General features: G+C 32.0%; 17 protein-coding genes and 1 pseudogene. 10 read left to right on the plus strand and 8 right to left on the minus strand.

Translation table 11 applies throughout. The features are described from left to right. Window positions 1-277: 277 nt before the first annotated feature. From HM985_RS05400 to HM985_RS05425, 6 genes are all read left to right on the plus strand, one after another. On the plus strand, window positions 278-3,370 hold the full coding sequence (locus HM985_RS05400) for a leucine--tRNA ligase (protein ID WP_179375272.1): 3,093 nt from the start codon (window positions 278-280) through the stop codon (window positions 3,368-3,370). A gap of 19 nt (window positions 3,371-3,389) precedes the next feature. Continuing rightward, window positions 3,390-4,331, plus strand: a complete 942-nt coding sequence (locus HM985_RS05405) for a hypothetical protein (protein ID WP_179375273.1) — start codon at window positions 3,390-3,392, stop codon at window positions 4,329-4,331. A gap of 4 nt (window positions 4,332-4,335) precedes the next feature. Next, window positions 4,336-4,764 carry a hypothetical protein gene (locus tag HM985_RS05410; protein WP_179375274.1) on the plus strand — a complete coding sequence of 143 codons (429 nt, stop codon included), beginning with the start codon at window positions 4,336-4,338 and terminating at the stop codon, window positions 4,762-4,764. A 284-nt stretch (window positions 4,765-5,048) separates the two neighbouring features. Next, window positions 5,049-6,149, plus strand: a complete 1,101-nt coding sequence (gene ald / locus HM985_RS05415) for an alanine dehydrogenase (RefSeq protein WP_179375275.1) — start codon at window positions 5,049-5,051, stop codon at window positions 6,147-6,149. Window positions 6,150-6,258: 109 nt separating this feature from the next. Beyond that, window positions 6,259-6,954: a zinc metallopeptidase gene (locus HM985_RS05420; protein ID WP_179375608.1), complete on the plus strand. Its 696-nt coding sequence runs from the start codon at window positions 6,259-6,261 to the stop codon at window positions 6,952-6,954. 106 nt (window positions 6,955-7,060) lie between these two features. Continuing rightward, window positions 7,061-7,780, plus strand: coding sequence for a Bax inhibitor-1/YccA family protein (locus HM985_RS05425; protein WP_179375276.1), 720 nt, complete (start codon window positions 7,061-7,063; stop codon window positions 7,778-7,780). A gap of 62 nt (window positions 7,781-7,842) precedes the next feature. Here HM985_RS05425 and HM985_RS05430 read toward each other — a convergent pair whose 3' ends face one another. After that, window positions 7,843-9,387 carry an Rne/Rng family ribonuclease gene (locus tag HM985_RS05430; RefSeq protein WP_179375277.1) on the minus strand — a complete coding sequence of 515 codons (1,545 nt, stop codon included), beginning with the start codon at window positions 9,385-9,387 and terminating at the stop codon, window positions 7,843-7,845. A gap of 308 nt (window positions 9,388-9,695) precedes the next feature. Next, window positions 9,696-10,016: an HU family DNA-binding protein gene (locus tag HM985_RS05435; protein ID WP_262890396.1), complete on the minus strand. Its 321-nt coding sequence runs from the start codon at window positions 10,014-10,016 to the stop codon at window positions 9,696-9,698. Window positions 10,017-10,121: 105 nt separating this feature from the next. On the opposite strand from HM985_RS05435, the gene mutY reads away from it, so the two are divergent. The 4 genes from mutY (at window position 10,122) to gldD (ending at window position 13,667) form a co-directional block, all read left to right on the plus strand. Further along, window positions 10,122-11,162 (plus strand): A/G-specific adenine glycosylase, encoded by a 1,041-nt coding sequence (gene mutY, locus HM985_RS05440; protein WP_179375278.1) that lies wholly within the window; start codon window positions 10,122-10,124, stop codon window positions 11,160-11,162. Between the two features lie 88 nt (window positions 11,163-11,250). Beyond that, window positions 11,251-11,700, plus strand: a complete 450-nt coding sequence (locus HM985_RS05445) for a single-stranded DNA-binding protein (protein ID WP_179375279.1) — start codon at window positions 11,251-11,253, stop codon at window positions 11,698-11,700. A gap of 20 nt (window positions 11,701-11,720) precedes the next feature. After that, window positions 11,721-13,040 (plus strand): gliding motility-associated protein GldE, encoded by a 1,320-nt coding sequence (locus HM985_RS05450; protein ID WP_179375280.1) that lies wholly within the window; start codon window positions 11,721-11,723, stop codon window positions 13,038-13,040. A 60-nt stretch (window positions 13,041-13,100) separates the two neighbouring features. After that, window positions 13,101-13,667, plus strand: coding sequence for a gliding motility lipoprotein GldD (gene gldD / locus HM985_RS05455; RefSeq protein ID WP_179375281.1), 567 nt, complete (start codon window positions 13,101-13,103; stop codon window positions 13,665-13,667). 276 nt (window positions 13,668-13,943) lie between these two features. Here gldD and HM985_RS05460 read toward each other — a convergent pair whose 3' ends face one another. The 6 genes and pseudogenes from HM985_RS05460 to HM985_RS05485 all read right to left on the minus strand — a co-directional run bounded on the left by HM985_RS05460 (window position 13,944) and on the right by HM985_RS05485 (window position 24,222). Further along, on the minus strand, window positions 13,944-16,604 hold the full coding sequence (locus HM985_RS05460) for a TonB-dependent receptor (protein ID WP_179375282.1): 2,661 nt from the start codon (window positions 16,602-16,604) through the stop codon (window positions 13,944-13,946). A gap of 172 nt (window positions 16,605-16,776) precedes the next feature. Continuing rightward, a pseudogene (locus tag HM985_RS05465) lies at window positions 16,777-17,259 on the minus strand (hypothetical protein). Window positions 17,260-17,503: 244 nt separating this feature from the next. Further along, window positions 17,504-20,164 (minus strand): TonB-dependent receptor, encoded by a 2,661-nt coding sequence (locus HM985_RS05470; RefSeq protein WP_179375283.1) that lies wholly within the window; start codon window positions 20,162-20,164, stop codon window positions 17,504-17,506. A 149-nt stretch (window positions 20,165-20,313) separates the two neighbouring features. Then, window positions 20,314-21,960: a glucose-6-phosphate isomerase gene (gene pgi, locus HM985_RS05475; protein WP_179375284.1), complete on the minus strand. Its 1,647-nt coding sequence runs from the start codon at window positions 21,958-21,960 to the stop codon at window positions 20,314-20,316. 8 nt (window positions 21,961-21,968) lie between these two features. Further along, window positions 21,969-23,276: a peptidoglycan DD-metalloendopeptidase family protein gene (locus tag HM985_RS05480; RefSeq protein WP_179375285.1), complete on the minus strand. Its 1,308-nt coding sequence runs from the start codon at window positions 23,274-23,276 to the stop codon at window positions 21,969-21,971. Between the two features lie 13 nt (window positions 23,277-23,289). Then, complete coding sequence (locus tag HM985_RS05485; RefSeq protein WP_179375286.1) at window positions 23,290-24,222, minus strand: tryptophan 2,3-dioxygenase family protein; 933 nt, start codon at window positions 24,220-24,222, stop codon at window positions 23,290-23,292. Window positions 24,223-24,228: the final 6 nt, after the last annotated feature.

A 24,228-nucleotide genomic window follows, 5' to 3' on the forward strand; every position in this document is an offset into this window, starting at 1 on the left:
GAATTTAAGATGTAAAAATAATAAAGAATTTGCTTACACACTATTTAATATTTGAAATTGCTATAAGAGAAAAAGATGATTTTCTTCTTTGTGTGCAAAAGAAAATTAAAGCATAGTTTTAGCTACGGTTTTATTTTATTTTAAAGCAGAAAGGAAAAAAGGGCTTTTTATCATAGTTATTTTAAGTATTTTATAGTGTAAAACAATACAACGTTTAGTTTTTTATTGTGTTGTAATACTGTTAAATTTGTAGCTTCATTACAAGGAAAACAAGACAATGACATACGATTTTAACAGCATAGAAAAAAAGTGGCAAGACTACTGGGCAAAAAACGAAACGTTTAAAGCCTCAAACAACAGTGATAAACCAAAATATTACGTTTTAGATATGTTCCCTTATCCTTCAGGAGCAGGTTTACATGTTGGCCACCCACTAGGTTATATTGCTAGTGATATCTATGCGCGTTACAAACGTCATAAAGGTTTTAATGTACTACACCCCCAAGGTTACGATAGTTTTGGTTTACCTGCAGAACAGTATGCTATTCAAACAGGTCAACACCCGGCGGTTACTACAGAAACGAACATTAAGACCTACAGAAGACAGTTAGACCAAATTGGTTTTTCTTTCGATTGGAGTCGTGAAGTACGTACTTCTAATCCTGAATATTACAAATGGACACAGTGGATTTTTATTCAATTATTTGAGTCTTGGTATAATAATGAAACCAATAAATCTGAAGCGATTGGCACCTTAATTTCAAAATTTGAAGTAGAAGGAAATGCCACCGTAAATGCAGCTTGTGATGATAATATTGAGCCTTTTACAGCTGAAGAATGGAATAATTACACCTCAGAAGAACAACAAAGCATCCTTTTAAAATACAGATTAACATATTTAGCCGAAACGGAAGTAAACTGGTGTCCTGCATTAGGAACTGTTTTAGCAAATGACGAAATAGTAAATGGCGTTTCCGAACGTGGTGGACATCCTGTTGTTCGTAAAAAAATGACACAATGGAGTATGCGAATTTCTGCTTATGCAGAACGTTTACTACAAGGTTTAGATACAATTGATTGGACAGATTCTTTAAAAGAAAGTCAACGTAATTGGATTGGTAAATCCGTTGGAGCATCAGTATCATTCAACGTAAATGGTTATGATGATATTATTGATGTCTTCACTACAAGACCAGATACTATTTTTGGTGTGTCTTTTATGACCTTAGCACCAGAGCACGAATTAGTTTCTAAAATTACAACAACAGAACAAAAAGAAGCGGTTGAAGCTTATATTGAAAAAACAGCAAAACGTAGCGAACGCGATCGTATGGCCGATGTAAAAACCATTTCTGGTGTATTTACTGGCGCCTATGCAGAACATCCGTTTTCTAAAGAACCGATCCCCATCTGGATTGGCGATTACGTGTTAGCAAGCTACGGAACAGGTGCCGTTATGGCGGTTCCTTGTGGTGACCAACGTGATTACGATTTTGCAAAGCATTTTGATATTGCCATTCCAAATATATTTGAAGGTGCAGATATTTCTGAAGAAGCTTATGCCTCTAAAGACAATGTAAAAATTACAAATAGTGATTTCCTTAACGGCATGAACTACAAAAAAGCCTCTAAACTGGCCATTTACCAATTAGAGCAATTAGGACAAGGAGAAGGAAAAACAAATTACCGCTTACGTGATGCTGTTTTTTCTCGTCAACGTTATTGGGGTGAACCTTTCCCAGTGTATTATGTTAATGGGATGCCTCAAATGATAGATAAAGCACATTTACCAATTGTGTTACCTGAAGTTGAAAAGTATTTACCAACCGAAGAAGGCGAACCACCTTTAGGACGTGCAGATGTTTGGGCTTGGGATACGAAAACCAATACTGTAGTTTCTAATGATAAAATTAACAATATAACCATTCATCCTTTAGAGCTTAATACCATGCCAGGTTGGGCAGGCAGTTCTTGGTATTTCTTCCGTTATATGGAAGACACAATTAATAGAGGCGATGCTTTTGCAACTGAAGACGCACTTAAGTATTGGGAAAATGTAGATTTATATATTGGTGGTAGTGAACATGCTACAGGTCACCTACTTTATTCGCGTTTTTGGGTGAAATTACTAAAAGATAGAGGTTTTGTAACTGTTGAAGAACCTTTTAAAAAGTTGATTAACCAAGGGATGATTTTGGGGACTAGTGCTTTTGTTTATAGAATCGGATTTAATGTTAATATACAGCCAAATGATTCGAAGGGTGTTGTTCTTTCTAAAGAAGAAAAAGAAAAAGTTGAACCAATACTCGAAAAGTATAGGTTTATTAAAAATAGATTTTATTCTAAAGGCTTAAAGAAATTTTTCAAAAAGAGAATATATTCTGATATGGGATCAGAAGTTGATGAAAACTACGTTACTCATCAGAAAAAGATGATTGAAGAAGATGTTGAAAATTTAAAGAATGAATTAGGTTTAGCACTTAATAGTTTTGATAAAAATTATTCTATTAATTTTAATCCTTTACAGCCATTTTCAATATTTAAAACTCATGTAAAAGTCCAATATGTAAATTCATCAGATGAATTAGATATTGAAGGCTTAAAAACTGATGGTGAATTTGGGGAAGATTTTAAAGATGCTGAATTTATACTTGAAGATGGAGTCTACAAAGTAGGAAGAGATGTTGAAAAAATGTCTAAATCCAAATACAACGTGGTTAACCCAGACCAAATTGTAGAAGATTACGGAGCAGACAGTCTAAGACTTTACGAAATGTTCTTAGGACCTTTAGAGCAATACAAGCCCTGGAATACAGCTGGTATTACAGGTGTGCATAATTTCCTTAAAAAATTATGGAAATTATATATTGGTGATAATGGCTTAAAAGTTAATAATGCGCAACCAACTGTAGACAACTTAAAGACCTTACATAAAACCATTAAAAAAGTAGCAGAAGACATTGAGAATTTCTCATTTAATACTTCCGTGTCTACCTTTATGATTGCCGTAAATGAGTTAACGGCTCAGAAATGTACAAGCAAAGACATCTTAGAACCTTTATTGGTTTTAATTTCACCTTATGCGCCACACATCTCAGAAGAATTATGGGATCAATTAGGCAATCGTGATTCCATCTCAACGGTTCAATTCCCTATATTTGAAGCAAGTCATTTAGTAGAAAGTAGTAAAGAATATCCTATCTCTTTTAATGGTAAAATGCGTTTTACCTTAGAATTGCCAATGGACATGAGCAAAGATGATATTGAAAAAACCGTTATGGCTCACGAAAAAACAATTGCACAATTAGATGGTAGAACACCTAAAAAAGTCATTGTGGTTCCTGGTAAAATTGTAAATATCGTTGGGTAAACTTTTCAAATATATCAGCGTGGTATTGTTTCCAATTTTAGGTTGGTCGCAATCTTATGTTGGTACTATTGACAGATATCCAATTCATTTAGAGATAAACAATTATAAAAATGATGACGATTCCGATTCCGGAACATTAGATGGTTATTATTTTTATGATTCTCAATTAATCAGCATTCCTTTAAGCGGAATTTATAATAGAAATACCTTAACAATTACAGATGGGTATTTCTATAATGAAGATAGCATTGAGGATGCTGATGAATTTTTTCAATTTAAAAAAGAAGGACAACAGCTTACCGGAACTGTAAAATTAAAAGAAAAAACACTTCAAGTTGTTTTAACAGAAACCCAAGAAAAACCATTAGAGGATTTTAGGAATCCAAAACTTACCTTTATAAAAGATAGTATTTCTAACTATAACGGAAAGGAATTGGTTTGGTTTCATGAGAAATATTCTAAACTACCATTATTCCGATTAGGTAACGGGTTTACAAAAGCGCAACGCAATACTTTTAATCCTATTCTAGATGTTAATCATTTAGAAGATTCTAAAGACAAACTTAACTGTAATTCTTGGTTTGATATTTCTTATGATATCAATCTTGTAAACGATGAATTTATAAGTTATTTACAGTATTATAGTATTTATTGTGGTGGCGCACACCCTTCTCATGGAAGTGCAGATTACAACTTTAACCTTCAATCTCTAGAAGTCGTTGAAGATATTGAAGCTTTATATCCAAATGTTAATTTTTTTCAACTCTTAAAAAACAAGTATTACAATAAAGAAGAAGAACAACAGCAAGAATGCGAAACCTTTACAGATACAACTCATTGGGATTATAAGAAGTGGAACTTAACAGTAAAAGGTGTGATTCTTATTCCACAATATCCACACGCTATGACGCCTTGTGAAGAAGATTATTTTATAAGTTATTCAGATTTTATAAAAAACTAGGACTATGCCATTAACTGAGATAGCCCCTAAACAAAAAGATAAAATTTCTAAAAAGCTATTTCAGTTTAATTTCCATCTTAAACAAAATGATCAAATAGGCTTAATATTTTTTATTGCTTTTATAATTAGCACATCTTTAATATGGTATTTTGATCAACGTTTTGATAGTGAAACATGGAAAACACAACCATTATCTAGATATGAAATGGTTGATGATATTTTCTACAAAGATTTATTTTTAGATAATACCAAAGAAGAAATTACAGATAAGCTTGGAGGTCCTGATGAATATCACACAAAAAATAAAGATGCTTTTATTTATTATTTAGGACACGAACCTAGATTTAGCAATCAAGAACTGATGGAATTTATTCTAATTTTCAAAGATGGAAAAGTCATTAAAATGGATATGCAACCTAGATTACAAAAATAATTCATTCAAACGTTAAAATGTGTTAAAATACTGATTTTCAAAACCTAAAAACTTAGACAACACAATATTACACTTCAAAATTCGAATTTACACGTTTATTTTAGTCACTCTACATTCAATATTAAATCACGTTAAAAAATAGCTCAATTTTCTAAATTTTTCAAAATAAAAGCTTCAGAATAGCAATTTCATAAAAATTTTTTTATCCTGCTTCTTGCATTTGCACAGCTAATTTTTTTAGCGGTACTTTCTTACTGTTTACAAACCTCAAAATCCACAAAAAAATGAAAATAGGCGTTCCAAAGGAAATCAAAAACAATGAAAACAGAGTTGGTATGACACCTTCTGGAGTTTTCGAATTAACCAAAAATAAACATACCGTATATGTCCAAAAAGATGCAGGTTTTGGTAGTGGTTTTTCGGATTTAGATTATATAAATGCTGGTGGTATTATTTTAGATACTATAATAGACGTTTACGCTTCTAGCGATATGATTATAAAAGTTAAGGAACCTATTGAAGAAGAATATCCTTTAATACAAGCACACCATGTGGTGTTTACTTATTTTCACTTTGCTTCTAGCGAGCCTTTAACTAAAGCAATGTTAAAAAGCCAATCTGTTTGTATTGCTTATGAAACGGTTGAGGACAAGGATGGATCTTTGCCTTTATTAACACCAATGTCTGAGGTTGCAGGAAGAATGGCAATTCAGCAAGGTGCAAAATATTTAGAAAAACCAATTAAAGGTCGTGGTGTATTATTAGGCGGAGTTCCTGGTGTACCACCAGGCAAAGTATTAATTTTAGGTGCTGGTGTTGTTGGTATTCAGGCTGCAAAAATGGCTGCTGGTTTAGGAGCTCAGGTTACCGTTATGGATATAAACATGAAACAATTACGTTATGTCAATGATGTAATGCCGAGCCATGTTGTTACAGAGTTTTCAAGTGAATATAATATCAGAAAACGTATTAAGGATCACGATTTAATTATTGGTGGTGTATTAGTAAGAGGAGCGGTTGCACCAAAATTAATCACTAGAGATATGCTTAAAGACATGCGTCCTGGCACTGTTTTAGTAGACGTAGCCGTCGATCAAGGTGGTTGTATGGAAACAACTAAAGCAACAACTCACGAAGATCCTACTTTTATTATTGATGATGTAGTACATTACTGTGTTGCAAATATGCCAGGTGCCGTACCTTATACATCTACTTTAGCATTAACTAATGTTACATTACCTTACGTCTTACGTTTAGCCAATGAAGGCTGGGAAAAAGCTTGTAAACATGATAAAACACTTGCCAAAGGACTTAACATTGTTAATGGAAGAATTGTGTATGAAGAAATAGCAGAAGCTTTTAATTGGTCTATTGACGCTATGTAACACAAGTAATTACGTTTTACTGACAAAATTTCTTAACTCAAATTTGGCTTACTATTTGCTATTCATTTATTAAATTTACATGAATTAAAAATTTCAGATTATGAGTGGAATGATAGGATATTATATACTAATTGGTGCCATCGCATTAGTAAGTTGGTTAGTGAGTAATCAATTGAAGCGCAAATTCGCTAAGTATTCTAAAGTGCAATTGAGAAATGGATTATCAGGAAGAGAAATTGCAGAAAAAATGCTAGCCGATAATGGTATTTATGATGTTCAAGTAATTTCTACACCAGGGCAATTAACAGATCATTATAACCCAAAAAATAAAACCGTTAACTTAAGTGATTCTGTTTATAATAAAAGAAATGCTGCTTCGGCTGCTGTTGCTGCTCACGAATGTGGACACGCTGTACAACACGCACAAGCTTATAGCGCCTTAGGGATGCGTTCTGCGTTAGTACCAATTGTAAGCGTTACCTCTGGTATGTCGCAATGGCTTGTTATTGGTGGTTTAATTTTAGGAGCTGCTGCAGGCGTTGGCTTAGGTTATTGGGTTGCTGTTGCTGGTTTAGTATTTATGGGCTTCGCTACGTTATTTAGTTTTATTACTTTACCTGTAGAATACGATGCAAGTAATAGAGCATTAGCATGGTTAAAAAATAAGAATATGTTAACACCAGACGAATATAAAGGTTCTGAAGACGCACTTAAATGGGCTGCAAGAACTTATTTAGTTGCTGCTATTGGTGCATTAGCTTCTTTATTATATTGGGCACTACAAGTGTTTGGTGGTAGAGATTAATTTTATAAATACAATTATAATAAAAGAGCTTTGAGGAATCAAAGCTCTTTTTATTTGAAATACAAAAGAAAATATTTATCTTGAAAACCTCAAATTAAATTAAACTATGGACAATCAATTACCTTACCAATCATCAGAAAAAATAATGCTAAGTAATATTTCTGAAGTTGAACGCGTTGGATTTTACAAAAAGACTTATGGACACGTAGCAGGAGGTGTATTAGCATTTATTTTATTCGAATACCTGTTACTACAAAGTGAAACCGTAGTGAGTTTTATGCTGTCTATGACACAAGGCTATAAATGGTTACTCTTACTTGGTGGTTTTATGGTAGCTACAAATTTTGCGGAAGGAATGGCTATGAAAACTTCAGATAAAAACACACAGTACTTAGCTTATGGTATTTATATCTTTTTTGAAGCATTAATTTTTGTACCTATGCTGTATATAGTAACGCAATTAATGGGACCTTCTGGTACAGAAATTCTTTATCAAGCCTCTATTGTTACTTTAGCATTGTTCACAGGACTAACAGCTGTTGTTTTATTGACTAAGAAAGACTTTTCATTCTTAAAAACAGGATTAACCATTGGGTTCTTCATTGCTATTGGCTTAATTATAGCAGGAACGATTTTCGGTTTTAACTTAGGTTTATGGTTCTCTGTAGGAATGTGTTTACTTGCAGGTGGTTCTATATTATACCAAACCTCTAACCTAGTTAAGAAATATGGTGTTGAAGATTATATCCCAGCAGCATTAGGTTTATTTGCTTCTTTAATGTTGTTGTTCTGGTATATACTTAGAATTTTTATGTCTAGAGATTAGTCCTTAATTATATAAAAAACAAAAGCCCAACTGAAAATTTCAGTTGGGCTTTTTAATAGATATTATTGGATTTTGTTACCATCTTTGTCATAAAAATGATATTCAAGATAAGTGTAAGCATCTCTAGGTAAAACTTTTACCCATTTTTTGTGTTCAATAAACCACTTTGAACGTACTGATGGGAACCCTTTGGTTAGAAAGGCTGCAATAAAAGGGTGCGTATTAAGCACTACCTTTTTATTTTCTTTTTTGAAAATTCGCTGAAGGTCTTGATTAATGCGTTCCACCACTTTAATTGGTGCTTCGATTTCATCTCCTCCTATAAGATTCGGATTTTCTTCTTTCGTTTTAATATTACGTTCTGGCCTAACGCGCTGTCTGGTTATTTGCACTAAACCAAACTTACTCGGCGGTAATATTTTATGCTTTGCTTTATCATCTTTCATCTCATCTCTAAGATAATTATAAAGCTTTTTTCTGTTCTCTGCTTTACCCATATCGATAAAATCGATTACAATAATACCACCCATATCACGTAAACGTAATTGTCTGGCTATTTCTTGGGCAGAGATCATGTTAACTTCTAAGGCTGTGTCTTCTTGGTTCTTTTCTTTGTTAGAGCGGTTTCCACTGTTAACATCTACAACATGTAGTGCTTCAGTATGCTCTATTACCAAGTAGGCGCCTTTAGCCATAGATACAGTTCTACCAAATGATGTTTTAATTTGACGTTCTATGCCAAATTTTTCAAAGATTGGAACACCATTCTTGTAGTACTTCACTATTGATTCTTTGTTTGGTGCAATTTGTTGCACGTAATCTTTAACCTGTACATACATTTCTTCATCATCTACAACTATACCTGAGAAAGAATCATTAAAAATATCTCTCAAAATTGAGGATGCTTTGTTCATTTCTCCCAATACTTTAGTCGGGTGATGCGATTTGTACATTTTTTTACACATTGCTGTCCATCGATCCAGCAAGGTATGTAAATCACTATCTAGCTCGGCAACTTTTTTGCCTTCTGCTACAGTACGAATAATGACCCCAAATCCTTTAGGTGTGATACTTTTAACAAGTCTTTTTAGGCGATCTTTTTCTTCTTGAGAATCAATTTTTTGAGAAATTGAAATACGATTAGAAAAAGGTACCAAGACAATGTACCTCCCAGCAATAGACAATTCTGAACTAATGCGTGGTCCTTTTGTAGAAATAGGTTCTTTTACTACTTGTACTAATATGGATTGATTAGATTTTATGGCATTTGCAATTGTACCATTTTTATCTAAATCTTTATCCATCGGAAAATCTTTAAGAGTGTAATCTTTTAATTTCCCTGTGCTTACACGTTTAATGAATTTTAAAAGCGAAGGCAATTGCGGTCCTAGATCATGATAGTGTAAAAAACCATCTTTCTCATACCCTACGTTTACAAACGCAGCGTTTAGACCAGGAATAACTTTACGGATTTTGGCAATAAAAATATCACCTACCGCAAAGTTGTTATCCTCTTCGTCTTTGTGTAATTCAATAAGTTTTCCATCTTTTAATAAAGCAAAATCAACAATATCTGAACTCGATCTTACGATTAATTCGTTGTTCATAATGTCAATTTAAATCTAACTCTTAATTGAGCTAGATGGATGTTACTAAATTATTTGACACAGGATTTAATATCCAACAAATTTAGAAGTACTCTATTAAATACTTTCTAAATTTTATATCAAAGAACGTTCCGTTAAAAATGAAAAAAGTAGTTATAAAACTACTTTTAACAATTTATTTCTTTTTATGACGATTAGCGCGTCTACGTTTCTTACGCTTATGCGTCGCTACCTTGTGTCTTTTTCTTTTCTTACCACTTGGCATAATAAATAATTCTTTTTAATTAATATTTTGTTTAAATGCTTTCTTAGTTTACCTCCACATTAGATTTAACTCCTTCTAAAAATACTTTAGCAGGCTTAAATGCTGGAATGTTATGTGCAGGAATTTTTATTGTAGTATTCTTTGAAATATTACGACCTGTTTTTTCAGCTCTTGTTTTAATGATGAAACTTCCAAAACCTCTTAAGTAAACGTTATCTCCACTTTCTAAAGATGTTTTTACTTCTTCCATAAAGGTTTCAACAGTGGCTTGGACGTCACCTTTTTCTATACCTAATTTATCAGATATCTTCGCTACTAAATCAGCTTTTGTCATTTTGTTACTAGTTTTAGGGTTACTATAAATTCTAAGGGATGCAAATATAAGTAATTTAATTTCAATTTATCAAGCGTAATTAATTAAAATTTAACACAATAAACATTTAGTTTTGTTTTTTATTAAAAAAGCACAATGGATTTTAAAACTAAACTAATTAACTGGTACTCAGTTAAAAAGAGAGAACTACCCTGGAGAGAAACCAATGAACCTTATTACATTTGGCTATCAGAAATTATTTTACAACAAACACAAGTTAAGCAAGGATTACCTTATTATGAAGAATTTGTTGCTAATTATCCTACTATTTTTGATCTCGCTAAGGCCTCGGAAACATCAGTTTTAAAATTATGGCAAGGATTAGGTTATTATTCTAGAGCCAGAAATCTTCATGCCACAGCAAAACATATTGTAAATGAACTTGAAGGCGAATTTCCAAATAATTATAAAGATTTACTAAAGTTAAAAGGGGTTGGTGATTATACCGCAAGTGCTATTGCTTCAATTGCCTTTAATGAAGTTGCCGCAGTAGTAGATGGTAATGTATATCGTGTATTATCTCGCTACTTTGGTATAGAAACGGCTATTAACTCTACCGCTGGTATTAAAGAATTTAAATTATTAGCAACCTCTTTAATAGATAAGAAACAACCCGCAATTTTTAATCAAGCCATTATGGAGTTTGGTGCGTTACAATGTAAACCTAAAAATCCCGATTGTGAAACCTGCCCTTTTAAAGATAGTTGTGTGGCGCTTCAAAATAATCGAATTAGCGAACTCCCTTTAAAACTTAAAAAGACAAAAGTTACTACCAAGTATTTTAATTTTTTAGTTTGTATAGATCATAATAAACATACTTTAATAGAGAAGCGAACTCATAAAGGGATTTGGCTGAACCTTTATCAGTTTCCTTTAATTGAATCTCAAAAAAGTTTAACTTCTGAGGAATTTCACCTTTTAGATGTCGAAAACACAGTTTTAGAGACTATTGATTTTGAGTATTCACTATATAATGAGGTCGATATCGTTCATAAACTATCGCATCAACATCTCCATACTAAATTTTGGATTATTGAAGCAAAAACGCTTTCAAAGCAAGCTATACCCATTAAATCACTATCTGAATATCCCGTTCCGACTCTTATAAATGACTTTATAAATCAATTCAATTTTTAGATCCTTAAAGAAATCACATTTTTTTATTACTTTTAGTCTAGTCGTTATGCAATTGAGTAACTTTGTAGATTAATAAAAATGAATTATTATGTCTGGAACTTTAAATAAAGTAATGCTTATCGGAAACTTAGGAGACGAAGTTAAAATGCACTATTTTGATGATAAAAACTGTGTAGGGCGTTTTCCTATTGCGACAAGCGAAAGCTATACAAGCAAACAAACCAATGAGCGTATTACTAATACCGAATGGCATAATATAGTAGTTAGAAATAAAGCTGCAGAAATTTGTGAAAAATACCTATCTAAAGGTGATAAAATCTATATTGAAGGTAGAATAAAAACAAGAAAATGGACTGATGACAAAGGTATGGAACGTTATTCTACGGAAATTCAATGTGATGACTTTACGTTTTTAACTCCCAAAAATGACCAACAACCATCGCAGGTCAAAAAAACAAATACTCCAAATGCAACCCCTCAACCAAAAGGATCTACATCTAGTAATGCAGAACCTGAGGCTGATGATTTACCATTTTAATCATTAAATCTCACCTTATCTTGGATCCAGAACCCACGGTTTTACTTTCTAATTTACTCATAACAGACACATCTTTTATTTCAAGTATTTTTATACTCATCATCTTATTAATGTGTTCTGCCTTAATATCTGGAGCAGAAGTGGCTCTATTTTCGTTAACTAAATCTAACTTAGATGAAGGTTTAAATAACAAATCTCCTGCTATGGAGATTATTGCTTCGCTTTTAGAACGACCAAAAAAATTACTTGCCACTATTTTAGTCGCTAATAACTTTATAAATATAGCCGTAGTTCTACTGTTTTCTTATATAGGTGAAACTGTTTTTCGTAACATTACAAATGAACTCTTTAGATTTCTATTAGAAGTTGTTACAGCCACGTTTCTTATCTTATTGTTTGGAGAAATAATTCCAAAAATCTACGCAAATAGAAACCAAGTGAAGTTCTCTTCATTTATGGCGAGACCACTCCAAGTTTTAGATGTTATTTTTTCACCGTTAAGTTTACCAATGCGCTATGTTACGATTCAAATTCACAATAAATTTGGAAAACAACGTTCTAATCTAAGTGTAGATCAATTATCTCAAGCCTTAAAATTAACAGATAGCCATGATACTACTAAAGAAGAACAAAAATTACTACAAGGTATTGTATCTTTTGGAAATACAGATACGAAGCAAGTAATGCGACCTAGAATAGATTTATTTGCCTTAAAAATAGATACACCTTACGAGACTATTATTAAAGAAATCATTGAAAACGGTTATTCTAGAATTCCTGTTTATGAAGAAAGTATAGATACAATAATTGGTGTTCTTTACGTTAAAGATTTACTACCGCATTTAAACAAAAAAACTTTTGATTGGACCACTATTCTAAGAGCGCCATTCTTTGTACCAGAGAATAAAAAATTAGACGATTTAATGGTAGAATTTCAAACTAAAAAAGTACATCTTGCTGTTGTTGTCGATGAATACGGAGGAACATCTGGATTAGTTTCACTTGAAGATATCATTGAAGAGATCGTAGGAGATATTAGTGATGAATACGACGATGACGATTTAGTTTATACCAAATTAAATAACAATAATTATAGTTTTGAAGGTAAAACACCTTTAAAAGATGTTTACAAAATAGTTGACATTAAAGACGACTCTGAACTTTTTGAATCAAGAAAAGGTGAAGCAGAGACGTTAGCTGGTTTTGTTTTAGAAATTTCAGGTGGATTTCCAAGAATAGGAAGTAAAATAAATTTTGAAAATTATATTTTCACTATTGAAGCTTTAGAACGTAAACGCATTAAACAAATAAAACTTACTTTATTGGATAGACACTCTTAAGTGATCAAAAATTAATAAGTAGCAAGCAAATTGTGTTCTATTAAACTAAAATAAAACAACATGAAACGAATAGTTATACCAGTTCTAAGCCTTTTTTTATTGGGTTGCGGGAATGATACTTTACCAAAGCCAAAAGGCTATTTAAGATTAGAATATCCTAAAGCTGTTTATGAAAACGCGATTATACCTTTACCTTTTTCTTTTGAAAAAAATAAAATTGCAGATCCTATTAAATCGGTAAAATCAACAAAGAACACAAAAGGTATTAATATTAATTACCCAAGTTTAAAAGCAACAATCTACCTTACTTACAAAGATGTAAATAACAATATAGATAGCTTGCTTAGGGATGCTCAGAACCTCACACAAAAGCACACTATAAAAGCTGATGCTATTTCTCACAATAGTTTTGAAAACAGCGAATCTAAGGTTTACGGTATGTTATATGAAATAGATGGAGATGCAGCATCACAATCTCAATTTTACGTGACAGATAGCACTAAACATTTTTTAAGTGGCTCTCTTTATTTCTATGCAAAACCGAACTACGACTCTATATATCCTGCTGCAGAATATTTAGAAAAAGACATTAAGCGCATCATGGAAACAGTGCGCTGGAAAGATTAACTTATTACTGCTGTTAGAATCTAGATCATTTTTATAATTACAGCTTAATTAAGCAAAAACATCATGACATTCTTTTATTTCTATGCTATAATTAATAGCTTAAATAAAATTAATTTTATACGTGCAAATTGATATATATGCGCCATACTAAATCAGATTGATCAATACACCTTCTTTAATTAATGCAATTTCACCTGGAGTGACCTAAAAACTTAATTTTAATAAAATAAAAAAGGCAACCTATTGGTTGCCTTTTTTATTTATGTCTTCAGAAAATTAGAAGTTATAACGTAAACTTGCGTTGTACGTTCTTCCAATACCTAAATAGTAACCAAAAGCATCCTTTTGGTTAATATACGATTCATTAAATACATTATAAACGTTAGCTCTAAACGTTAATGCGTTATCACCTAAACTAAATCTATAAGTTAAACCTGCATCTGCTAAAGTATATGCTGGTAATCTTACAGACTCATAAATCTCTGATGCCAAAGCCGCATCAGCTACATCAGCTGGATCTACAAATTCATATAAACCAGAGTAGATATTGTAATCCATATCTACAGATAATCCTTTAGCAACATCTAATTTAATACCAAAACCAAATGATGTTTGTGGCGCATTACCAATCTTAACATCGGTTAAATCTACATTACCGTCTGTTGTAATAAAATCACCCGTATCGTCATTTTGCAATGTATATGGTGTTTCACCATCATACTTCCAGTTACCTATAGAACCAAATGTTCTAAAAGACCAAGATCCTGCATATGGACGGTATTCTACATCAAACTCAATACCGTTATGTTTCTGAGTTACATCCGTTAATCTATAAGTACTAAACTCATCATCAGCAGAAATTTGACCATTTTCACCATCAATAATACCATCGGCACCTGGCTGAACAGGTCCATTTATAGAAAGAAATCTATTACCCCATTCTGTACTATAAACATCAATATTTACTCTCAAGGTTTTATTTTTAAAACGGTAACCTCCTTCAAAACCAGTAATTTCTTCATTATCTACATCTGGCTCAGAAAGCGCATTGTCATATCTCACATTACTAAAAATATTATCTAAGAAAGGTTGACGAGAATAAAAACCTGCATTAGCAAAAACAGAATGCTTAGTATTAATTTTATAAGCTAAACCTCCTTTAATATTATATCCTTCTTTACTTATTTTGTCTGATTTACCTAAACCGTTTCCAGCTCCTGTAAAAAATCCTTCTCTTTGGTAAGATTGTGTTGATACAGCCCCTTGAACAAATGCAGAAAAGTTGTCATTAGAATATTCTGCTTGACCAAAACCTCCTAAATATTGAATTACTTCTTCATAATTATAATCATATCTTTGATCATTATCAGCAGAGTTAAACAATGAAGACCATGGATCAGCATCAAAAGTTTCTGTTATTACATAGTCATTAGGACGATCTGTTCTAAAATTATCGTTATAACCATCTAAACCGAATGTATTCTCTAATTGTCTGAAGTGAATACCATTATAAGTCCTAGCATCTACACCGAAATTCATTGACCAATTTTCATTAGCCTCATATTGTAAATTAGATAACAAACCATACCAATTATGATTGTTCATTGAAGAACGTCTTAAATAAGAATCGCCAAATGTACCATATTGACCACCATTAATAGTTGTTGCAGTTGCAATGTTGTTTAATTCTATTTGATCAAAATCAATTTCCTCAGCATTTAAGCCATCTCCACCAACTCTAACTCTACCATTACCAACATTACCGGTTCCTCCACCACGACCCCATGATGCATATAAAACAGTAGATAAATCTAATTTCTCATTAATACTTAAATCCCAGTTTAAGTTAGCAACTGGTTTGTGGTAAAAATTACGACGTTCTGTATAACGCTCACCTTCATAAAAACCTGTATTACTGTTTGCTTTTTCACCATATTCTTGATAAAACTCAAGATCTTGAGAAAAATTTTGATCGTGCCATTGTGGTGCACCAGTTAATAAGAAGTTAAATGTGTTTTTTTCGTTTGGCTTGTAACCAACTGAAAACATATAGTTTTGTCCTTGACCTGCAGTACCAATTGAATATTTTCTATGTGCTTGCCAGTGATCTAATAATACTGAAAATGCCCATCCTTTTTCACTTAAACCAGAATCGTAACCAATAGTACTTTTAGCATAACTATCATTACCACCTAAAAATCTTACAAATCCACCTTTTTGTTTATCTGTTGTCTTAGAGACAATGTTTACTGTACCACCAACAGAAGAAATAGCTAATTTTGAAGATCCTAATCCTCTTTGAACCTGCACTACATTAGCAACATCTGACATACCTGACCAGTTAGACCAATACATTGCTCCATCTTCCATTCCATTAATTGGTTGACCATTTAATAAGTAAGCCGTGTTTGTTTGATCAAAACCTCTTAAGAAAATCTGACTATCACCAAATCCACCTGCTTGGTTTGAAACATACACAGAAGGAGTATTCTTCATAGACTCTCCAAATTCTACGTTACCAGATGATTTTAATCGAATATCTCTACCACTAATAGTAGAAACAGCAACAGGTGTTTCTCTACTGCCTGCTAAATCAATTACCCCCGTACCAACAAGTACAACTTCATCTAAAGTACTATCTAGATCTAAAACAATAGATCCTAAATCTGTACTTCCATTAAATTTTACTGTTTTACTTTGAAATCCTACATATGAAATTATAATTTCACCTGAAGTAGAATTTGTTGTTAATGTAAAAACTCCATCAAAATCTGAATCAACGCCATTAGTAGTTCCTTTTTCTAAAATATTAGCACCAGGAAGTGCTGATCTCATCTCTCCATCTACTATTACCCCTTTAATAGTACTTTGAGCAAAAGTTACTGTGGTAAATAACATAATCACAGCAAAAAATAAAAAATTATTAAATTTTTTCATATAAAATTTAAGTTAATTGGTTTTTAATTGGCGCAAAATTACGCATTACAACGGCTAAAATATTAACTTAATGTTAACAATTAAGCATTGTGAAGATAAATTATAGAATTAACAAATTTTGCACAACCTTAATAAATTTTATGAAAACTTTTTAACAATTATTGACAATTATTCATATAGAAAGCCAATAAATTTTGCATAAAAGAGTCTTGATTGGCGTCTTTATTAGTATTATTAAGCTCACACAGTATGGATTTAGCGAGTTGTTTCTCAACTCAACACTAAACTGATCGTAGCTATAAATATTCCAAGTTATGCCATGAATACATATTTTATGTTCATACGTCTCAATTAATTATCCAAAACTCTCTAGAGTTAACTTTTTAATCAATAATGAAAATATTGGTTTATTTCCTTCGAATATTCTGAATGATGTTAACGTAGAAATTGCATCTTTTGACATAGATCCACATTTTAATTCTTTTAAAACCTTAGCTTCTTTTTTAGCATTCATTAAAGCTTCTGTTTGCGCAAAGTAATTAGACATCAAATTATCATGATGATCTTTACTACCATATAATAATTCTACATACTCAATAAAATCTGTTGGAATTAGTTTAGTCCCTTGATGTATGAGTTGAAAAAAGTATGTAATGAATTGATTTTTGGTTCCCCCAAAATTAAAGTTCCTGGTTCGTAATTTACTTTATTATAAAAAACTATATAATCAGTTAAAAGAAACAGTATTTAAAAAACATCTAATTATATAATTTTTAGCTAAAAAATAGCTCTTCCTTTTAATAACTACAGAGTAACTTTCCAATTAAATATTTAAAAACTTTTCCACAAAAAAAGGTAGCCATATGGCTACCTTTTTTTAATATGTTATAATAATTAGTTTAGAAATTATAACGTAAACTTGCGTTAAATGTTCTTCCAATTCCTAAATAATATCCAAAAGCATCTTTTTGATTAATATAAGATTCATTAAGTAAGTTATAAATATTAGCTCTGAAAGTTAAAGGGTTATCATCTATATTAAACCTATAAGTTAAACCTGCATCCAATAGAGAATAAGATGGTAATTTAATGGAATCATAAACATTACCAGATAAAGCCGCATCAGCAACATCTGCAGGGTCTACAAATTCATATAAACCATTATAAATGTTATAATCTAAATCTACTGAAAGTCCATTAACTATATCAGCTTTAACACCAAAACCAAAAGATGTTTGTGGCGCATTACCAATCTTAACATCGGTTAAATCTATATTTGCATCTGTAGTAATGAAATCTCCGGTATCATCATTTTGCAAAGTGTATGGTGTTTCACCATCATATTTCCAGTCTCCTAAAGAACCAAATACTCTAAATGACCATGCTCCAGTTTGAGGACGATATTCCATATCCAACTCTACTCCTTTATGTCTTTGAGCAACATCCGTTAATCTATAAGTACTTAACTCGTCATCACTAGAACTTAAACCACCCTCACCATCTATAATACCATCAGCACCTGGCTGAACTGGTCCATCTGTAGAAAGAAATCTATTACCCCATTCTGTACTATAAACATCAATGTTTACTCTCAAGTTTCTATTTTTAAAACGGTAACCTCCTTCAAAACCAGTAATTTCTTCATTCTCTACATTTGGCTCAGAAAGCGCATTGTCATATCTCACATTACTAAAAATATTATCTAAGAAAGGTTGACGTGAGTAAAAACCTGCATTAGCAAAAACAGAATGCTTAGTATTAATTTTATAAGCTAAACCTCCTTTAATATTATACCCTTCTTTACTTATTTTGTCTGATTTACCTAAACCGTTTCCAGCTCCTGTAAAAAACCCTTCTCTTTGGTAAGATTGTGTTGATACAGCCCCTTGAACAAATGCAGAAAAGCTATCATTAGAATATTCTGCTTGACCAAAACCTCCTAAATATTGAATTACCTCTTCATAGTTATAATCATATCTTTGATCATTATCTGCAGAGTTAAATAATGAAGACCATGGATCAGCATCAAAAGTTTCAGTAATTACATAATCACTAGAACGACTTGTGTTTGAATTATCATTATAACCATCTAAACCTAAAGTGTTTTCTAATTGTCTAAAGTGCATACCATTATAAGTTCTAGCATCTACACCGAAATTCATTGACCAATTTTCATTAGCCTCATACTCTAAATTAGATAACAAACCATACCAATTATGATTGTTTATTGAAGAACGTCTTAAATAAGAATCATTAGATGTACCATACTGACCTCCGTTAATAGTTGTTGCAGTTGCAATGTTATTTAATTCTATTTGATCAAAATCAATTTCCTCAGCATTTAAGCCATCTCCACCAACTCTAACTCTACCACTACCCACATTACCGGTTCCTCCACCACGACCCCATGATGCATATAAAACAGTAGATAAATCTAATTTCTCATTAATACTTAAATCCCAGTTTAAGTTAGCAACTGGCTTGTGGTAAAAATTACGACGTTCTGTATAACGTTCACCTTCATAAAAACCTGTATTACTGTTTGCTTTTTCACCATAATTTTGATAAAACTCAAGATCTTGAGAAAAATTTTGATCGTGCCATTGTGGTGCACCAGTTAATAAGAAGTTAAATGTATTTTTTTCGTTTGGCTTGTAACCAACTGAAAACATATAGTTTTGTCCTTGACCTGCAGTACCAATTGAATATTTTCTATGTGCTTGCCAGTGATCTAATAATACTGAAAATGCCCATCCTTTTTCACTTAAACCAGAATCGTAACCAATAGTACTTTTAACATAACTATCATTACCACCTAAAAATCTTACAAATCCACCTTTTTGTTTATCTGTTGTCTTAGAAACAATGTTTACTGTACCACCAACAGAAGAAATAGCTAATTTTGAAGATCCTAATCCTCTTTGAATCTGCACTACATTAGCAACATCTGACATACCTGACCAATTAGACCAATACATTGCTCCATCTTCCATTCCATTAATTGGTTGACCATTTAATAAGTAAGCCGTGTTTGTTTGATCAAAACCTCTTAAGAAAATCTGACTATCACCAAATCCACCTGCTTGGTTTGAAACATACACAGAAGGAGTATTCTTCATAGACTCTCCAAATTCTACGTTACCAGATGATTTTAATCGAATATCTCTACCACTAATAGTTGAAACAGCAACAGGTGTTTCTCTGCTACCTGCTAAATCAATTACCCCCGTACCAACAAGTACAACTTCATCCAAAGAACTATCTAGGTTTAAAACGACATTTCCAAAATCGGTATTACCATTAAATTTTAACGTTTTACTTTCAAACCCAACGTAAGAAATTACAATTTCACCCGACTTAGCCTCTGTTACTAATGTGAATTCTCCTGTGAAATCTGTATTAACTCCATTGTCTGTATAATATTCTATAATATTCGCCCCTGGAAGTGGCGAATTGGTCTCAATATCTATTATTTTCCCTGTAATAGTGCTTTGAGCAAATGTTACTGTAGTACACAATGTAATTACAGCCAAGAATAAAAATTGATTAAAATTTTTCATTATAAAATTTTCAGTTTATTGTTTTACAGATGCAAAATTACATAATACAATAATTCTAATATTAATTAAATCTTATTAATTACTCATGTAGAAAATAAATGCAGAATTAATAAATCTTAACAATTAATATTTAAAATAATCACAATTTTTTAACAATTGTTCATATAAAAAGCCAGTAAATTTTGCGTGGAAGAGTCATGATCGGCGTCTTTATTAGTATTATTAAGCTCATTCAGTATGGATTTAGCGAGTTGTTTCCCCAACTCAACACCAAACTGATCATAGCTATAAATGTTCCAAATAATACCTTGAACAAATATTTTATGCTCATACATAGCAATTAATTTCCCTAAACTCTCTGGTGTTAGCTTCTGAATTAATAAAGAAGTTGTTGGTTTATTACCTTCAAATATTTTGAATGGTGCCAATGTAGAAATTGCTTCTTTAGACATAGATTTGCCTTCAAACTCTGCTAAAACTTCTGCTTCAGTTTTACCATTCATTAGCGCTTCTGTTTGCGCAAAGTAATTAGACATCAATTTATCATGATGATCCTTATTACCATATAATGAATTTACAAAACCAATAAAATCTGTAGGAATAAGTTTTGTTCCTTGGTGAATTAATTGAAAAAAGGCATGTTGAGAATTTGTTCCTGGTTCTCCCCAAATTAAAGTACCTGTTTGGTAATTTACTTTATTACCATCTCTGTCTACACTTTTACCATTACTTTCCATAATACCTTGTTGAAGGTAAGTTGCAAACTGGTTTAAATATTGTGTATAAGGAATAATTGCTTCGCTTTCTGATTGAAAGAAATTGTTATACCAAACAGTTAATAATGCTGAAATTACAGGAATGTTTTGATCAAAGTCGGCCGTTTTAAAATGTGTATCCATTTTATGCGCTCCGTCTAATAAACTTTCAAAATGCTTGTAACCTAAAGCTAAACTAATAGAAAGACCAACAGCACTCCAAAGTGAGAATCGGCCGCCTACCCAATCCTTCATCGGGAAAATATTTTCTTCATCAATACCAAAAGCTTTTACACTTTCAATATTAGTAGAAACAGCAACAAAATGTTTAGAAACAGCTTCTTGAGGTAAAGATTCTAAAAACCAAGCTCTAATAGAATTGGCATTAGAAAGTGTTTCTTGTGTTGTAAATGTTTTAGAAACAATTACAAAAAGTGTTGTTTCTGGATCTAAATTTTTTATAATTTCCTGGTAATGATCACCATCTACATTACTAACAAAATGTGTTTCTAATTGGTTTTTATAAAACTGCAACGAATCTACGACCATTGCAGGCCCAAGATCAGAACCTCCGATACCGATATTTACAACATCTGTAATTGCTTTACCTGTAAAACCTTTATGATCACCATTGACAACAGCATTTGTAAATGCTTCAATTTTGCGTTTTACTTCATGAATTTCAGGAATCACATTTTCTCCATCTACTAAAACCTCAGCATCTTCGGGTGCTCTTAGAGCAGTATGTAAAACAGCTCTGCCTTCTGTTGCATTAATTATATCTCCATCAAAATACTTAGAAATGGCATCTTTTAAATCTAGCTCATTTGCTAATTCTACAAGTAAGTTTACCGTTTCTTTTGTAATTCTATTTTTAGAAAAATCAGCATAAAAATCATCCCACTTAACCGTTAGATCGTTTGCCCTTTCAGCATCAGAACTAAATAAATCTTTTAAATGTTTAGATTTAATATCTTCAAAATGTGCTTGTAATTTTTCCCAAGCTTTTGTTGTGGTCGGATTGGTTGCTTTTAATGCCATAATTTTAATTATAAAATTGGATCTTCAGTTAATGTGTTTTCTGTTTCCTTAGGTTCTACTTCTAAGAAAAAGATATCATCAAGTTGTTTTCTAACGGGTTTTATATGCTCTAAATACTTAACTTTTAAGCTATCGGAAATAGGTTCTGCATCGGGTAATTCTTGTTTAAAAGGATCAACTTGTTTTCCGTTTTTCCAGAAACGATAACATACGTGTGGACCTCCTGTATTTCCTGTCATACCCACATAACCAATAATATCACCTTGTTTAACATATTCGCCTTTTTTTACATTTTGATTTCTCATATGCAAATACTGCGTGCTATAAGTAGCATTATGTCTAATTTTTACAAATTTACCGTTACCACCACGTCTCGTAGATTCTATAACCGTTCCGTTTGCAGTTGCCATAATTGGTGTACCGATAGGTGCTGCAAAATCAGTTCCTTTGTGTGGGCGTACTTTGTAACCATAAACAGCAATACGTCTTGTTAAATTATAGCGCGAAGAAATACGGCTAAATTGAACAGGTGCTTTTAAGAAGGCACGACGTAAATTTTTAGCATTTTCATTAAAATAATCTTTAATACCTTTTATAGAGTCGGTTTCAAATTGAAAAGCATACAGTGAGTCTCCGTTATGTTCAAAATAAGCGGCTTTTACCTCTTTAATTCCTGCGTAAATAGTATCATCAATATATTTATCTGTATAAATCACTTTAAAACGATCACCTTTCTGTAAGCGCCTAAAATCTATAGTCCATGCATAAATTTCATCAGCCATTTTATAGGCTAATTTCTGACTTAAGCCTTTTTCTTTTAACGTTTCTGAAATACTACTTTCTATAACTCCGGTTGCTGTTTTTTCAATATAAGTTATTTTCTTTTTGCTGTTGTAAGCATGTATAGAATCCTTTAACCCAATAACAACATAATCTATTTGATTTGGTTGATAAATAAATGTACTTGGACTTGGTAAACTATCTTTTTCTGACCCTTTTGAATATAATAAGGTGTAAGGTCTACCAGCACGCAAGTTCCTAATATCAAAAGTATCTTTAGTCGTTTCTGCTATTTGAAAAATATTAGGATACCCAATATTATTACGTTGCATAATCTCACCAAAACTATCACCAGATTTAATGGTATCTCGTTTTACAATGTAATTATTGATATCGAAACCAAATTCTATAATTTTTTCTTTTTCAACAGGTTTCGCTATATTTTTTTGGCGCTCAAGTTCTGCTGCGTTATCATCTTTACATGACCATAAACTTATTACAATAATAAATATTGCTAAACTATTTTTTAATTGCATTAATATTAATCGCTTATAAATTATTTCCCCAGTTTTCTACTTCTTCTTTACTCCAGAGTTCCGGAAAAAAAATACGTTTCTGATATTTTGGATGCATGTATTTTTTCCAATTACTTCCCCCTGTGGCTTTACCATCTCCAATACCACTATCAATATAGTGTTTAGCAGCGTTATAATGTGCCATAACCCAAGAGACATTCACCGTATAATCGTAATGTCGCATGGCTTTAATAAGCGCTTCGCTTTTCTGATCTTCCTTTGGCAACTCTTTAAAACGTGTCCAAAGATTTTTAGTATTATAGGTTTCCATAAATCTTAAAAACTCGTCTTTATATCGTTTTTCAAAATTAACTAAAAGCACGGATTTTTTACCTGTTTTATGGTCTTTTCCTGCGGCTTGCCAATATAAATGTTCAAAGGCATGATTAAAAGGAGTTTCCCTGTCAATATCTTTTCTAAATCTATAATCTATTAGATTAATTAATTCGGTTGAAGCAAATTCAATCAATCTATATTGTGCACTTTGAAAACCACTGGCTGGTGTAAGCGTGTATCTAAACTTCATGTATTGTTCTACATCCATTCCTTCTCTCATAATATTGAAAGAGGTTGACAACATATCGAAATAACGACTGATACGCATTAGCTTACTTTCGAAAAACTTGACATCTAAGTCTTCTTTTTCTGCAACTTGAGCAATTTCCCAAAGAATCATTTTAAAAAGCAATTCGTTAATTTGATGATAGGCAATAAATACCATTTCATCTGGAAGTGTGGTACGTTGAATTTGCAGATTCAACAAAGCATCGGTTTGAATATAATCCCAATACGTTATGGGTTTACTATAAAGAAGACCATATAAATGGTCGTCTGTATCTTGATCTATTTTTGCGTACTTTTCCTCAAGCGCCCTTACAATATCATCGTAATTTTTTTGCTCTGACATATTTAA

The sequence above is a fragment of the Winogradskyella wichelsiae genome (assembly GCF_013403925.1).
Lineage (GTDB): Bacteria > Bacteroidota > Bacteroidia > Flavobacteriales > Flavobacteriaceae > Winogradskyella > Winogradskyella wichelsiae.